Source organism: Streptomyces sp. CCM_MD2014, assembly GCF_000772045.1.
Taxonomy (GTDB): Bacteria; Actinomycetota; Actinomycetes; order Streptomycetales; family Streptomycetaceae; genus Streptomyces; species Streptomyces salinarius.
In genome coordinates this window covers 2,307,571-2,321,212 of sequence record NZ_CP009754.1, presented here as the reverse complement: position 1 = coordinate 2,321,212, position 13,642 = coordinate 2,307,571, and the positions used below count along the sequence as shown (strand labels likewise).

Genomic DNA, 13,642 nt, shown 5'->3' with positions numbered 1-13,642 from the left:
CGCCTTCTCGGGGAGGACGCCTTCTCAGCGCGGACGCCGCAACAGCGTGAACCGCGCCCCCTCCGGATCCGCCACCGTCGCCACCCGTCCGTGAGCCGTGTCCCGGGCGGGCGTCAGGACATGTCCGCCCAGCCCGACGAGCCGCCTGACGGACGCGTCCGTGTCGGCCACCTCGAAGTACGTCATCCAGTGCGGCCCCCGGTCGCGCGGCAGGGCGTCGCCGACGCCGTGGATGCCGGCCACCGGGCGGCCGTCCAGGCGCAGGGTGACGTAGTCGCGGCCGGCGGAGGTCTCGGGGGCCAGTTCGAAGCCGAACACCGTCTCGTAGAACTTGGCGACGCCCGTCGTCTCGTACGTCAGCAGCTCGTTCCACGCCGGTGTGCCGGGGACCCCGGCGACGGCCGTGCCGAGGTGGGCGGCCGCCTGCCAGATGCCGAAGACGGCACCCGCCGGGTCGGAACCGATGGCCATGCGGCCCGCCTCGCCCGCGTCCAGGGGACCGACGCCGACCGTGCCGCCGCACAGGCGCACCGTCTCGGCCGTGCGGTTGACGTCGTCCGAGGCGAAGTAGGGCGTCCAGGCGGTGGGCAGTTGCCGGTCCGGGGGCAGTTGGCCGATGCCGGCCACCTCGCGCCCGTCGAGCAGGGCCCGCGCGTACGGGCCCAGTTGCTGGGGTCCCGGCCGGAACTCCCAGCCGAACAGGGCTCCGTAGAAGTCGTGGGTGGCGGCCGGTCCGTGCACCATCAGACTCACCCAGCAGGGTGTGCCGGGCGCGGGCCGGGCGTTCGTCTCGCCGATCCGGCCGTCCGATCCCCGTGCGTCGGTCATCGTCACCCTCTTCTCGGCCCTCCGCGGGCCGTGCGTCCGCTTCCGCTCCGGTGGGCTCTCGCGGCTTGCGCACCGAAGCCGGTACCGGATCCGGTGCGGCGCTTCGGGCGGGGTCGCGCTCGTGGGGCAGCCCGCCTGCCAGGGCAGTACAGCATGTGGCCGAACCCGTACGCCTCGTGACCGGTACTGTCCGGCGGGCAGAGTAGCCCGACATCGACGCCTCGGCCACTCGGTACGCCAGGATGGGGGCCATGAACGCCATCATCTCCGCATCCGAACTCGTCGACGAACTGGCGGGCGCCAACCCGCCCGTCCTGCTCGACGTCCGCTGGCAACTGAGCACGGCGAAGGCGGCCGGGGCCGCGCCGTTCGACGGCCGGGCCGAGTACGCGGCCGGGCACCTGCCCGGTGCCGTCTACGTCGACCTGGACCGGGAGCTCGCCTCCGCGCCCGGCGCGAGCGGCCGGCATCCGCTGCCCGACGTGGCGGAGTTCGGCGCGGCGATGCGCCGGGCGGGCGTGTCGCCGCGCCGGCCGGTCGTCGTCTACGACGGCGGACAGGGGTGGGCGGCGGCCCGTGCCTGGTGGCTGCTGCGCTGGACGGGTCACCCGGACGCGCGAGTCCTCGACGGCGGGTTGACGGCCTGGGAGGGGCCGCTGTCGACGGACGTCCCGACGCCCGCGGAGGGCGACTTCGTGCCCGAGCCGGGCGCGGTGGGGCTGCTGGACGCGGACGAAGCCGCCGCGCTGGCCCGTTCCGGGGTGCTGTTCGACGCCCGCGCGGGGGAGCGCTACCGGGGCGAGGTCGAGCCGATCGACCGGGTCGGCGGCCACATCCCGGGTGCCGTGTCCGCACCCACGACCGCCAACGTGGCCCCCGACGGGCGCTTCCTGCCGGCCGAGGAACTCCGGGCGCGTTTCAAGAGTCTGGGCGCCACGGAGGACGGCGCGGTCGGTGTGTACTGCGGCTCGGGCGTGTCGGGTGCCCACGAGGTGCTCGCGCTGGCGGTGGCGGGCATTCCGGCGGCGCTGTACGTGGGTTCGTGGTCCGAGTGGTCGTCGGATCCGGAACGGCCGGTCGCCGTGGGGCCGGACCCGCAGTAGGGGCAGACGGAGGTCGGGGCCGCACCGGGCGGTGCGGCCCCTTCGGTCGCTCGGTCGGAGCCGGCTACTCCTGCTTCTTGCGCCGCGTCCCGAACACGATCTCGTCCCAGCTCGGCACCGCCGCGCGGCGGCCCGGCCGGACACCGTCGGCCTCGGCCTGACGGTCGGTGGAACCGGTGAGGCGGTCGCGATGGCTGGCCACCGAGCGCGGCATGAGCACGTCCGCGTAGGCGGAACCGGCCGACGCCGCGGGTGCCGGAGGCTCCTCCACCTCGGGCTCCTCGACGGGCTCCTCCACCGGCTCCGGCGCGCGCTCGGGCACCACCAGGTCGCCCCGGAAGCTCGGTACGGCCTCCAGCAGGCTGGTGAGCGAGTCGCGTTCGCGTTCGCCCGAGGCGGTGGCCGCGGTGTCGTCGGACGGCTCGGCCGGCGGCGGGGGCAGACTCGGACGCTCCCGCTGCTCCCGGTCGAGGGTGCGGTCCAGCGGCCGGTCGCGCGGCAGCCGGGCGATGCGCGGCACGAACGGGAAGCTGGGCTCCGGCGCGGCCAGGTCGTCGGACTCGCCGATCAGCGCGCGCGCCTCCGCGTCGACGGCCTGCACGAGGCGCCGCGGCGGGTCGTACGTCCAGCTCGCCGAGTGCGGTTCGCCCGCGACCAGGTAGACCAGCAGGACTTCCCAGGTGCCGTCGTCGCGGCGCCAGGAGTCCCACTGGACGGTGTCCTTGTCGGCCCCGCGCAGCAGCAGCCGCTCCTGGACGGCCTCGCCGAGGGGCGGGCCGGAGTTCTCACCGGGGCGGCGGACGGGGGTCTTGCGGGCCCGCTCCGCCATGAAGGCGCGCTCGGCCAGCACGGGACCCTCGAAGCGCCGTACGCGGTCGACGGGAATGCCGGCCATCTGCGCGACCTCTTCCGCGGTCGCGCCGGCTCGTATACGCGCCTGGATGTCGCGGGGGCGGAGATGGCTCTCCACCTCGATCTCGATCTGGCCGAGGCGGGGACGGTCGCCGCGCACGGCGGCCCGGAGCCGCTCGTCGATCGGAAGCGTGTACTCCGTGCTGTCCGCAGCCTTCAGCACCAGCCGTGTGCCGTCATTCGAGACGGCCACGACACGCAGTTCGGGCATGGGGACCTCCCGGGTGGTGCCTGCCGACGTCACGTGCGTCGCTGCTTCCGCTCTGTCGAGTGTGGCCTGCCCGGGTGCAGCCTGCCACAACCTTGCCGAGTTGCCCGGCGTGTCGGGCGCGGGCCCTGGATCGCCGTTATGGCACGGTTACCTGTTCGCAACGCTAAGTGACCAACTCCGTCACCCTGTGCAACTGTCCCCCTCGTGGCGGTCCTTCGCGGTGCCGGACCCCTTGTCGGGAGACCGGCTCCAGGGCTCGCAACAGTACTCCATTCGGACCACGTGCGTGGATTGGCACGCCGCCCAACTTCTGGCAAGAGGTGGTCCTTGGCCGTCCGTGGCCGGATTTCCGCGATCTTGGACGTGGCGTACTTCACGCAATCACCAGAAACGGAACTAATGGTTTCGGCCGCACGTCCCTTTCTCGTGCAGTTGATCGCTCCCGTACGGGAAAGGCAGGCAAGGTCCGACGATGCGTGAAAGGTCCGATGGCACGGGTGAGGCGGACATGCATTCGAAGGGGGAGTCCAGGCGAATCGACCTGAGTGTCCCCCAGGTCGCGGGCAGCGCCCTGGCCGCGGTGGTGGCCGCCAAACTCGCCTCTTCCTTCGGCGTCTACGGCACGATCGCCGGTGCCGGTCTGATCAGTGTCGTCGCCACCTGCGGGGGCTCGGTGCTCCAGCACTTCTTCAAGCGCACCGGGGAGCAGATCCGGGTGAAGCGCACCGTCGCCGCCGTGCGGATCGGCGGAAGGGCCGCGTCGGTCCCGGCCGCGGTCTCGGGCCCGGGTTCCGCTTCCGCCTCGGGCGACTTCACCGAGGGCACCGTCTACCGCGCGCGGACCAGGGGATGGCGCCGCCCGCTGGTCGCGGCGGCCCTCGTCTTCGGCGTCACGATGGCCGGGATCACCGTGTACGAGGTCGCCTCCGGCCAGAACCTGAGCGGCGGGCACAGCACCACCGTCGGCAGCGCATTCACCGGTCACAACAAGTCCGCCTCTCCCTCGGGGGACTCCGGCGGCTCCGAGGACGTGCGGGACGGCGGGGGCTCGGGCGGCTCCGGTGATCCGGGTGACGGAAAGGACTCCGGCACGGGGAACGACGCACCGGCCGCCACGCCTTCCGGGAGCCCGGACGGGTCCGCCGAGAGCCCTTCGCCCGACGGCGGCTCCGCGGAGAGCGGCGGTACGGTGTCCAGCCCGACGCCCGCCCCGGACGCCACCGGCGACGAGGGCGCCGGGGACGGTGGCGGAACCCCCGAGCCGGACGCCTCGGCTACGGCCCCAGAACCCGGCGCAAGTAGTCGTTCAGGAACAGCCGGTCCGGGTCAAGACGGTCCCGCAGCGCCGTGAACTCGCCGAAGCGCGGATACACCCGGGAGAAGTACTCGGCGTCCCGGGTGTGGACCTTGCCCCAGTGCGGCCGGCCCCCGTGCGCCGTGAAAATGCGCTCGGCGGCGGTGAAGTACGCCTGGTAGGGCGTGCCCCGGAACATGTGCACGGCGATGTACGCGCTGTCGCGCCCCGAGGCGGTGGACAGCGTGATGTCGTCGGCCGGGGCCGTGCGCACCTCGACCGGGAAGCTGATCCGCAGCCGCGAACGGTCGACCATCGCCCTCAGTTCGCGCAGCGTCTCGACGACGGCCTCGCGCGGAACGGCGTACTCCATCTCCACGAACCGCACCCGGCGCGGGGATGTGAAGACCTTGTAGGGAATGTCCGTGTACGTCCGCGCGGAGAGCGCCCTGCTGGAGATCCGGGCGATCGCCGGGATGGTGGCGGGCGCCGCGCGGCCGAGCCAGTTGGCCGCCTGGAAGACGCCGTTGGAGAGGAACTCGTCGTCCACCCAGCCCTGGAACCGGCCCACCGGCTGCTCGGGACCGGCGCTGCGGTTGTTGCGCTTGGTGTTGGTGCTGCCGGTGTGCGGGAACCAGTAGAACTCGAAGTGCTCGTTCTCGGACCACAGCGCGTCGAAGTCGGACAGGACCCGGTCGAACGGCATCGGCTCCTCGCGGGCCGTCAGCAGGAAGACCGGCTCCACGGCGAAGGTGATCGCCGTGACGACGCCCAGTGCGCCGAGGCCGATCCGCGCCGCGGCGAACACCTCGGGGTTCTCGTCCGCGGAGCAGGTCAGCACCGAGCCGTCCGCCGTGACGAGCTCCAGGCCTCGGATCTGGGCGGCGATCGAGGCCGAGTCACGGCCGGTGCCGTGGGTGCCGGTGCTGGTGGCGCCCGAGACGGTCTGCTCCATGATGTCGCCCATGTTCGTGAGCGACAGGCCCTTCCGCGCGAGCGCCAGGTTGAGCCTCTTGAGCGGGGTGCCGGCCTCGACCGTGACCGTCATGGCGTCGCGATCGATGCTGCGGATGCCCGTCAGCAGCTGAGGGCGGATCAACACGCCGTCCGTCGCCGCTATCGACGTGAACGAGTGGCCCGTGCCGACCGCCTTGACCCGCAGCCCGTCCTCGGCCGCCCTGCGCACGGCGTCGGCCAGTTCGTCGACGGAGGCGGGAGCGACCTCCCGCGCGGGGCGCGCCGTGATGTTGCCGCCCCAGTTACGCCATGTGCCGTTCCGGACCTTCGGCCCCTTCGGCCGTCCGCTCGCCCTGCCGCTCGCCGTGCGTGTGCTGCTCAACGGTCCCTCCCCGACGCGGTTCCGGCCGCTTGAGCCGGCGGTACCCGAGGAAACCGACCGCGACCGCGACGGCCCCGGCCACCGCCGGAACCCCGTACCCGGCACGCGCCCCGGAGGCGTCGATCACCCAGCCGCCCGCGGAGGAGCCGAGCGCGACCCCGACCGCGAGTCCGGTGCTCACCCAGGTCATGCCCTCGGTGAGCTGCGTGCGTGGTACGTGCTCTTCGATGAGGGACATCGTCGTGATCATCGTGGGAGCGATGGACAGGCCCGCAACGAACAGCGCCACGGCCAGGAACGGCAAGTTTCCGACCAGTAGGAGGGGGATCATACTCACGGCCATCGCACACACGCCCAGGAGCCAGCGGCGTTCCGGCGGTCCCGCGAAGCGCATCAGCCCGAAGACCATGGCCGCCGTGCACGATCCCGCCGCGTAGAGGGCGAGGACGAGGCTGGCGGCGGCCTTGTGTCCCTCCTCCTCGGCGAACGCCACGGTGACCACGTCGATGGCGCCGAAGATCGTTCCCGTGGCCGCGAACGTGCCGACCAGGACCCGCAGGCCCCGGGAGCGCAGTGCGGTGCCGCCGCCCTTGTGCTCGCGCGGGTGCGGTTCCGGCTCGGTGGCGCGCTGCGAGGTCAGCCAGAAGACGCCCGTCGCCAGGAAGCAGGCGGCGAGCAGCGGCCCGGCCTCCGGGAACCAGGCCGTGGACAGGCCGATGGAGACGATGGGGCCGAAGATGAAGCAGACCTCGTCCACCACGGACTCGAAGGAGTACGCGGTGTGCAGTTGCGGCGTGCCCCGGTACAGGGCCGCCCAGCGGGCCCGGACCATCGCGCCGAGGCTCGGCACGCAGCCGATGCCGACACAGGCGACGAACAGCACCCAGTCCGGCCACTCGAAGTGCGCGGCCGCCAGCAGAAGCGCCGCCGCGGTCAGCGACACCAGGGTCGCCGGCCGCAGCACCCTGCGCTGCCCGTACCGGTCCACCAGGCGGGAGACCTGGGGGCCCGCCACGGCGGCGGCGAGCGCGATGGTCGCCGACAGGGCCCCGGCCAGTCCGTACCGCCCCGTGAGCTGGGAGATCATCGTCACCACGCCGATGCCCATCATCGACAGCGGCATCCGGCCGAGGAAGCCCGCGGCGGAGAAGCCCTTGGTGCCGGGGACGGCGAACAGGGCGCGGTAGGGACTGGCCAACGAGGTCTCCGAAGCGGCTCAGTGACGGTGTGGTGACGGCTGAGTAAGGTGCGAACGCAGTCAATACAGCTTACTCGTCACCACGTCCGAAGACACCCCCTCGGACCTGCTGATACGCACGGTCGGTACCCCACCGTTTCCCCGCTGTCAGTGCCGGGTGGCAGGATCGAGACATGCCAGACGTGCTCGATGCCAGCCCCTACGACGCCCTGCTCCTGCTCTCGTTCGGCGGCCCGGAGGGCCCGGACGACGTGGTCCCGTTCCTGGAGAACGTGACGCGGGGACGCGGCATCCCCAAGGAACGCCTCAAGGAAGTCGGCCAGCACTACTTCCTCTTCGGCGGGGTCAGCCCCATCAACGACCAGAACCGCGCCCTGCTGGACGCCCTGCGCAAGGACTTCGCCGAGCACGGCCTGGACCTGCCGGTCTACTGGGGCAACCGCAACTGGGCGCCGTACCTGACGGACACCCTGCGCGAGATGGTCCGCGACGGCCGCCGCCGCATCCTGGTCCTCGCCACCAGCGCCTACGCCTCGTACTCGGGCTGCCGCCAGTACCGCGAGAACCTCGCGGACGCGCTCGCCGCCCTGGAGGCGGAGGGCCTGGAACCGCCGAGGATCGACAAGCTCCGGCACTACTTCAACCACCCCGGCTTCGTCGAGCCCATGGTCGACGGGGTCGTCCGCTCCCTCGCCGAGTTGCCCGAGGAGGTCCGGGAGGGGGCGCACATCGCGTTCTGCACCCACTCGATCCCCGACTCCGCCGCCGACACCTCCGGACCGGTCGAGGAGCACGGCGACGGCGGGGCGTACGTACGTCAGCACCTGGACGTGGCGCGGCTGATCGCCGACGCGGTGCGCGAGCGCACCGGGGCCGACCACCCCTGGCAGCTCGTGTACCAGTCGCGCTCGGGCGCGCCGCACATCCCGTGGCTGGAGCCCGACATCTGCGACCACCTGGAGGAGCGGCACGCGGCCGGTGTCCCCGCCGTGGTGATGGCCCCCATCGGGTTCGTCTCCGACCACATGGAGGTCCTGTACGACCTCGACACGGAGGCCACCGCCAAGGCCGGGGAGCTGGGGCTGCCGGTGCGCCGCTCGGCCACGGTGGGCGCCGACCCGCGGTTCGCCGCCGCCGTCCGCGACCTGGTCCTGGAGCGCGCGGGCGCCGAGCGCGGGCAGGAGGTCGCGCCGTGTGCCCTCGGCGCGCTCGGCCCGAGCCACGACCTGTGCCCGGTCGGCTGCTGCCCCGCCCGTACCCCCCGGCCCGCCGCCGCGGGCGCCGACAGCCCCTACGCGTGAGGAGCCCCGTGACCGACGTGACGCCCGACCCGCTCCACACCGACCTGCTGAAGATCGCCCAGGAGGCCGCCCACCGCGCGGGCGAGCTGCTGCGGGACGGCCGCCCGGCCGACCTCGCGGTCGCCGCCACCAAATCCAGCCCGATCGACGTGGTCACCGAGATGGACATCGCGGCCGAGAAGCTGATCACCGGGCTGATCGCCGAGCGCCGTCCCGACGACGGTTTCCTCGGCGAGGAGGGCGCCGCCACGGAGGGCACCAGCGGCGTCCGCTGGGTCGTCGACCCCCTCGACGGCACGGTGAACTACCTCTACGGACTGCCCACCTGGGCCGTCTCCATCTGCGCCGAGCAGGACGGCGAGCGGGTGGCCGGCGTGGTCGTGGCCCCGATGCGGGGCGAGACGTACCAGGCGGTGCTGGGCGGCGGAGCCTGGGCGACGGGCGCCTGGGAGGGCGAACGCAGGCTCACCTGCCGGTCCGCCGCCCCGCTGGACCAGGCGCTGGTCTCCACCGGCTTCAACTACGTCGCCGACGTCCGCGCGGAGCAGGCCGAGATCGCGCGGCGGCTGATCCCGCTGGTCCGCGACATCCGGCGCGGCGGCTCGGCCGCGATCGACCTGTGCGACGTGGCCGCGGGGCGCCTGGACGGCTACTACGAGCGTGGTCTGCACCCCTGGGACCTCGCGGCGGGCGACCTGATCGCCAGGGAGGCGGGCGCGGTGACCGGCGGACGCCCCGGTGAGCGCCCCGGCGGCACCCTCACCATCGCCGCCACCCCGGCCGTCTTCGAGCCCCTCCAGCAGCTCCTGACGGACTTCGGGGCGTAGGCCTCCGGCGGTCGGGCGGATCGGGTGCAGTGTGTCCCCGGCACGGGGGGAGGGCACCGCGTCGACACCGTGGGGCGCGGGCGCCGGTGCACGGCGCGTGTGCGGGCGGAGCGGCGCGCCCGCCGACGTGCCGTGCACGTGTGTCCGGACCGCCCACCCCGGCGCGGTCACCCGCTCTGTGCGCGCCGGCCGCCCGCCCCGCCCGACCCGCCAGAACGGTCGCCGCACCGCCGGACGGCATGGCGCACGACGAAGCCCCGGCGCTGGATCTCGCCGGGGCTTGTCTCCGCGGGCCGGTCAGGCGTTGGTCGCGCTGACTTCCACACCGTGCTCGGCAGCGAGACGGCGCAGATCGTCGAGCTCGCCCAGCTCCACCTCGACAAGGAACTCGTCGCCCTCGTCGCGGGCCCGGGAGAGGTCGGACTCGGTCGTCTTTATGCGCTGCAGAAGTCCTGCGGTGAAAGCGTCCATGCTGCGCCCCCTCGTCCTGGGTCGTGGGTCGTTGGCACGGGGGTGTGCCGATCGGAAGGGGCGATCACGTCTCCGGTGGAGTGCCCAGCGCTGCCCGGCCGGGCGGCGACGGTGCCGGACACCCACGCCCGCTCTGCGGAAGCGGACCGCGGCGTACCGCGCGGTAACGCGGTACAGGCAGAGCGTGATCGCGGGGTGTAAAGCCGTCCTCCCCCAGCTCCCCTTCGCGGAAACCTCAACCGCGCGAGAAAATCTCTCATTCCCGCTTCCGCGGCCTTTCCGCACCCTTCTTCGTCACCGGCCCCTCACCCGGCTTACAGCCGACTTATGGCCGAAAAGGGCAGGATGGAGGCAACACACCCACCAGCCCCCTGCCCTCGTGCGTCCGACAAGCGCTACGCGGGTGGACACAGGAAGGACAAGCGACGTGCGCGTACTCGTCGTCGAGGACGAGCAGCTGCTCGCCGATGCGGTGGCCACCGGACTGCGCCGGGAGGCCATGGCCGTCGACGTCGTGTACGACGGTGCGGCCGCCCTGGAGCGCATCGGCGTCAACGACTACGACGTGGTCGTCCTCGACCGCGACCTTCCCCTCGTGCACGGCGACGACGTCTGCCGCAAGATCGTCGAGCTGGGCATGCCCACGCGCGTGCTCATGCTCACGGCCTCCGGCGACGTCAGCGACCGGGTCGAGGGTCTGGAGATCGGCGCCGACGACTACCTGCCCAAGCCGTTCGCGTTCAGCGAGCTGATCGCCCGCGTGCGTGCCCTGGGCCGGCGCACCAGCGTGCCCCTGCCGCCCGTCCTCGAGCGCGCCGGGATCAAGCTCGACCCCAACCGCCGCGAGGTCTTCCGCGACGGCAAGGAGGTGCAGCTCGCGCCCAAGGAGTTCGCCGTGCTCGAGGTCCTGATGCGCAGCGAGGGCGCCGTGGTCTCCGCCGAGCAGCTGCTGGAGAAGGCCTGGGACGAGAACACCGACCCGTTCACCAACGTCGTGCGCGTGACCGTCATGACCCTGCGCCGCAAGCTGGGCGAGCCGCCCGTCATCGTCACCGTCCCCGGCTCCGGCTACCGGATCTGACCGGCCGTGGCGACGACACCCGCGCCCCCCGGCGCGCCCCCGAAGCCCACGTGGGACCCGCGCTCGGTCACCCCCCTGCCCTGGCTGCGGCCCACCATCCGGATAAGGCTCACGCTGCTGTACGGCGGCATGTTCCTGATCGCCGGCATCCTGCTGCTGTCGATCATCTACCTGCTCGCCGCCCAGGCGGTGCGCACCGGCAACGAACCGCTGTACAAGATCGTCGACTTCACCGACCTCAAGGTCTCCAGCAGCACGTGCCCCGTGGTCGACAACGGCGGTCTGTCGCTGTCCGACTTCAACGCGGCGATCAGCGACTGCATGGACCACCAGCGCAAGGTGGCCCTGGACAACCTGCTCAGCCGTTCCCTGCTGGCGCTGCTCGGCCTCGCCGTGATCGCCTTCGCCTTCGGCTACGCCATGGCCGGCCGCGTCCTGTCCCCGCTGGGCCGGATCACCCGCACCGCGCGCGCGGTGGCGGGCTCCGACCTCTCCCGGCGGATCGAGCTGGACGGTCCGGACGACGAGCTGAAGGAGCTGGCGGACACCTTCGACGACATGCTGGAGCGGCTGCAGCGGGCCTTCACCGCCCAGCAGCGCTTCGTCGGCAACGCGTCCCACGAGCTGCGCACGCCCCTGGCGATCAACCGCACCCTCCTGGAGGTGCACCTGTCCGACCCGGGCGCCCCGGTGGAGCTCCAGCAGCTCGGCAAGACCCTGCTGGCGACCAACGAGCGCAGCGAGCAACTGGTCGAGGGACTGCTGCTGCTGGCCCGCAGCGACAACCAGATCGTCGAGCGCAAACCCGTGGACCTCGCCGAGGTGGCCGGCCAGGCCATCGACCAGGTGCACGCCGAGGCCGAGACCAAGGGCGTGGAGATCCGCGGCACCCGGGAGGCCGCGGTGGTCCAGGGCAACGGCGTCCTGCTGGAGCGCATCGCCCTGAACCTCGTCCAGAACGCCGTGCGCTACAACGTGGCCGAAGAGGGCTGGGTGGAGGTCACCACGGCCGTGGAGGGCGGTCAGGCGGTCCTGGTGGTCACCAACACGGGCCCGGTCGTACCGGCGTACGAGGTGGACAACCTCTTCGAGCCGTTCCGGCGGCTGCGCACCGAGCGCACGGGCAGCGACAAGGGCGTCGGGCTCGGACTGTCCATCGCGCGGTCCGTGGCCCGGGCGCACGGCGGGCACATCTACGCCCGGCCGCGCGAGGGCGGAGGGCTCGTGATGCGCGTGACACTGCCGGTCTGAGATCATGACCCCGACACCTCACCGAGACCCGGGGATGTTCGCTTTGAGCGGAATTTCGAGGTCGCCGGGCCGGGAGTCGCATGTGTGATCGATCACAACGGGGACTTTCCCGCCCTCTACTCTCCGTGATCATGCACCCTGTCGGAAAGCCGGGAAAATCCCGGTTTTCGAGGGTCCGGATCACGGGAAGTACACGGTGAGACGCCTTTGAAGTGCGGCATTCGGACCGTGTACGGTCCCCATCGCCATCCAAGCCGATCACTCATGAGAGGTCCGGTTGGGTGTCGATTGAGTAACAGACCTTGATGTGAGGCAAAATCTCCGCCTCGGGTCGGGCACAAGTCCGGCCTCTCACGCGTTACGTGCGCTGAAGACACCGCAGACACCCAGAGGGGGAGAGCGACCATGGCAACCGATTACGACACTCCACGCAAGACCGACGACGACGTCGACTCGGACAGCCTCGAAGAGCTGAAGGCGAGGCGGAACGACAAGTCCGCCTCGGCCGTCGACGTCGACGAGTTCGAGGCCGCGGAAGGCCTCGAGCTTCCCGGCGCCGACCTCTCGAACGAGGAACTGGCCGTCCGTGTGCTGCCCAAGCAGCAGGACGAGTTCACCTGCATGAGCTGCTTCCTGGTGCACCACCGCAGCCAGCTGGCCCGGGAGAAGAACGGCCAGCCGATCTGCCGCGACTGCGACTGAGGCGGGGTCGGCCGTGACCACCGGCTCGACCCCTCCCTGGAAGCGCCGTTTCTCCAGGCGAGGAGGAGCGGACCAAGGGCCGTCCGACGGCCCGTACAGCGCGCGTGACGACGAGCGGGGCCCGACCGACACGGGGAAGGCCCCGCTCGAGCCAGTGGCCGACCGGAGTGACCTCCCGACGACCACGCAGCCTCCGGCACCCGCTGCCCGGCGCCGGGCAGCGGCGTTCCGGGAGAAAGCGGGCCAGGGCGTCCGCAACGGCGGCGCCCGCGCCAGAGCGGCCCTGGGACACCTCGCCGACCGGATCATCGACCTGGCGCCCCGCGTGCCCGTACGCGACCTGGCGACGCTGCGCAGGCAGTTCCCCGGCCTCGGTCCGGAGGAGCTCGCCGACCGGCTCGTGGCCGGCGCGGCCAAGGGCACGGCGACCGTGGGAGCGGGGATCGGAGCGGCGGCGATGCTGCCGGTACCGCCCGCGATGCCCACCGAACTGGCCGCCGAGATCACCGGCGTCGCGGCGATCGAGCTCAAGCTGATCGCCGAACTCCACGAGGTCTACGGCGTACGCCCGCCCGGCGGCCTCGCGCAGCGCAGCACGGCGTACCTGAACTCGTGGTCCGACGAACGCGGCGTCGACGTGTCCAAGCCGTCGACCCTCGGCGCGGCGATGAACAGCCACATGAAGCGCCAGCTGCGCCAGCAGATCATGAAGCGGATGGTGCGCGACCTGCCGAACCTGATGCCGTTCATGGTGGGCGCGGCCGTGGGCGCCGTCATGAACCGCCGCGACACCAGAAAGCTGGCCGCGAGAATCCGCGCCGACCTGCGCAAGCACCAGGTCGCCTGGAGCGCCCTGGAGGACCTGCCCGCGCTGGAACGCCCGCAGGACGCCCTGGACATGGGCGAGATCACCAACGGCCTTCCCAAGGGCACCGGCCCCGGCGGCCACGGGGAAAACTTCGGCGCAGACGGCGGCTGACGGCTCCGGCCGCACGGCCGCCCACGTGACCGCGGTGCGCGCGGGCCCGTCCGGACGACCCCGCCGCAGACCAGCCGGACAGGCGCCGGCCAGGGCCTGTCCGGCGGATCATGCCCCGGACGCGGGGCCTGGCACGCGCGTCCGC

At 72.3% G+C, this 13,642-nt stretch carries 13 protein-coding genes; 8 read left to right on the top strand and 5 right to left on the bottom strand.

Annotated features, from left to right (window positions below; all coding sequences use genetic code 11):
• Nucleotides 1–24: 24 nt before the first annotated feature.
• Nucleotides 25–828, bottom strand: coding sequence for a VOC family protein (locus tag NI25_RS10030; RefSeq protein ID WP_061442131.1), 804 nt, complete (start codon nucleotides 826–828; stop codon nucleotides 25–27).
• Between the two features lie 251 nt (nucleotides 829–1,079).
• Here NI25_RS10030 and NI25_RS10025 point away from each other — a divergent pair, with 251 nt between their 5' ends.
• Nucleotides 1,080–1,931 carry a sulfurtransferase gene (locus NI25_RS10025; protein WP_061442130.1) on the top strand — a complete coding sequence of 284 codons (852 nt, stop codon included), beginning with the start codon at nucleotides 1,080–1,082 and terminating at the stop codon, nucleotides 1,929–1,931.
• A gap of 64 nt (nucleotides 1,932–1,995) precedes the next feature.
• Here the strand turns inward: NI25_RS10025 and sepH are convergent, their stop codons facing one another.
• Nucleotides 1,996–3,054: a septation protein SepH gene (gene sepH / locus NI25_RS10020; protein ID WP_061442129.1), complete on the bottom strand. Its 1,059-nt coding sequence runs from the start codon at nucleotides 3,052–3,054 to the stop codon at nucleotides 1,996–1,998.
• Nucleotides 3,055–3,526: 472 nt separating this feature from the next.
• Between sepH and NI25_RS10015 the strand changes: the two genes are divergently transcribed.
• A complete protein-coding gene (locus NI25_RS10015) occupies nucleotides 3,527–4,405 on the top strand; it encodes a hypothetical protein (RefSeq protein WP_061442128.1) in 879 nt (292 codons plus the stop codon).
• Here NI25_RS10015 and NI25_RS10010 read toward each other — a convergent pair.
• Together NI25_RS10010 and NI25_RS10005 are read right to left on the bottom strand one after the other, a co-directional pair.
• The gene (locus NI25_RS10010) at nucleotides 4,329–5,687 is read right to left on the bottom strand and encodes a D-arabinono-1,4-lactone oxidase (protein ID WP_061442127.1); all 1,359 of its coding nucleotides are present in this window, start codon (nucleotides 5,685–5,687) and stop codon (nucleotides 4,329–4,331) included. The two genes, NI25_RS10015 and NI25_RS10010, sit on opposite strands and share 77 nt — an antisense overlap.
• Nucleotides 5,608–6,885, bottom strand: a complete 1,278-nt coding sequence (locus NI25_RS10005) for an MFS transporter (RefSeq protein ID WP_061442126.1) — start codon at nucleotides 6,883–6,885, stop codon at nucleotides 5,608–5,610. Before NI25_RS10005 ends, NI25_RS10010 begins: the two co-directional genes overlap by 80 nt.
• Nucleotides 6,886–7,058: 173 nt before the next feature.
• On the opposite strand from NI25_RS10005, the gene NI25_RS10000 reads away from it, so the two are divergent.
• Complete coding sequence (locus tag NI25_RS10000) at nucleotides 7,059–8,186, top strand: ferrochelatase (RefSeq protein ID WP_061442125.1); 1,128 nt, start codon at nucleotides 7,059–7,061, stop codon at nucleotides 8,184–8,186.
• Between the two features lie 8 nt (nucleotides 8,187–8,194).
• Nucleotides 8,195–9,013, top strand: a complete 819-nt coding sequence (locus tag NI25_RS09995) for an inositol monophosphatase family protein (RefSeq protein ID WP_061442124.1) — start codon at nucleotides 8,195–8,197, stop codon at nucleotides 9,011–9,013.
• A 297-nt stretch (nucleotides 9,014–9,310) separates the two neighbouring features.
• Here the strand turns inward: NI25_RS09995 and NI25_RS39665 are convergent, their stop codons facing one another.
• On the bottom strand, nucleotides 9,311–9,484 hold the full coding sequence (locus NI25_RS39665; RefSeq protein ID WP_007387792.1) for a hypothetical protein: 174 nt from the start codon (nucleotides 9,482–9,484) through the stop codon (nucleotides 9,311–9,313).
• Nucleotides 9,485–9,911: 427 nt separating this feature from the next.
• Here NI25_RS39665 and NI25_RS09985 point away from each other — a divergent pair, with 427 nt between their 5' ends.
• The 4 genes from NI25_RS09985 to NI25_RS09970 all read left to right on the top strand — a co-directional run bounded on the left by NI25_RS09985 (nucleotide 9,912) and on the right by NI25_RS09970 (nucleotide 13,497).
• The gene (locus NI25_RS09985; RefSeq protein ID WP_003993508.1) at nucleotides 9,912–10,565 is read left to right on the top strand and encodes a response regulator transcription factor; all 654 of its coding nucleotides are present in this window, start codon (nucleotides 9,912–9,914) and stop codon (nucleotides 10,563–10,565) included.
• 6 nt (nucleotides 10,566–10,571) lie between these two features.
• On the top strand, nucleotides 10,572–11,816 hold the full coding sequence (locus tag NI25_RS09980; RefSeq protein ID WP_061442123.1) for a sensor histidine kinase: 1,245 nt from the start codon (nucleotides 10,572–10,574) through the stop codon (nucleotides 11,814–11,816).
• A gap of 405 nt (nucleotides 11,817–12,221) precedes the next feature.
• On the top strand, nucleotides 12,222–12,518 hold the full coding sequence (locus NI25_RS09975) for a DUF4193 domain-containing protein (protein ID WP_003993510.1): 297 nt from the start codon (nucleotides 12,222–12,224) through the stop codon (nucleotides 12,516–12,518).
• Between the two features lie 13 nt (nucleotides 12,519–12,531).
• Nucleotides 12,532–13,497, top strand: coding sequence for a hypothetical protein (locus NI25_RS09970; protein WP_061442122.1), 966 nt, complete (start codon nucleotides 12,532–12,534; stop codon nucleotides 13,495–13,497).
• Nucleotides 13,498–13,642 lie beyond the last annotated feature (145 nt).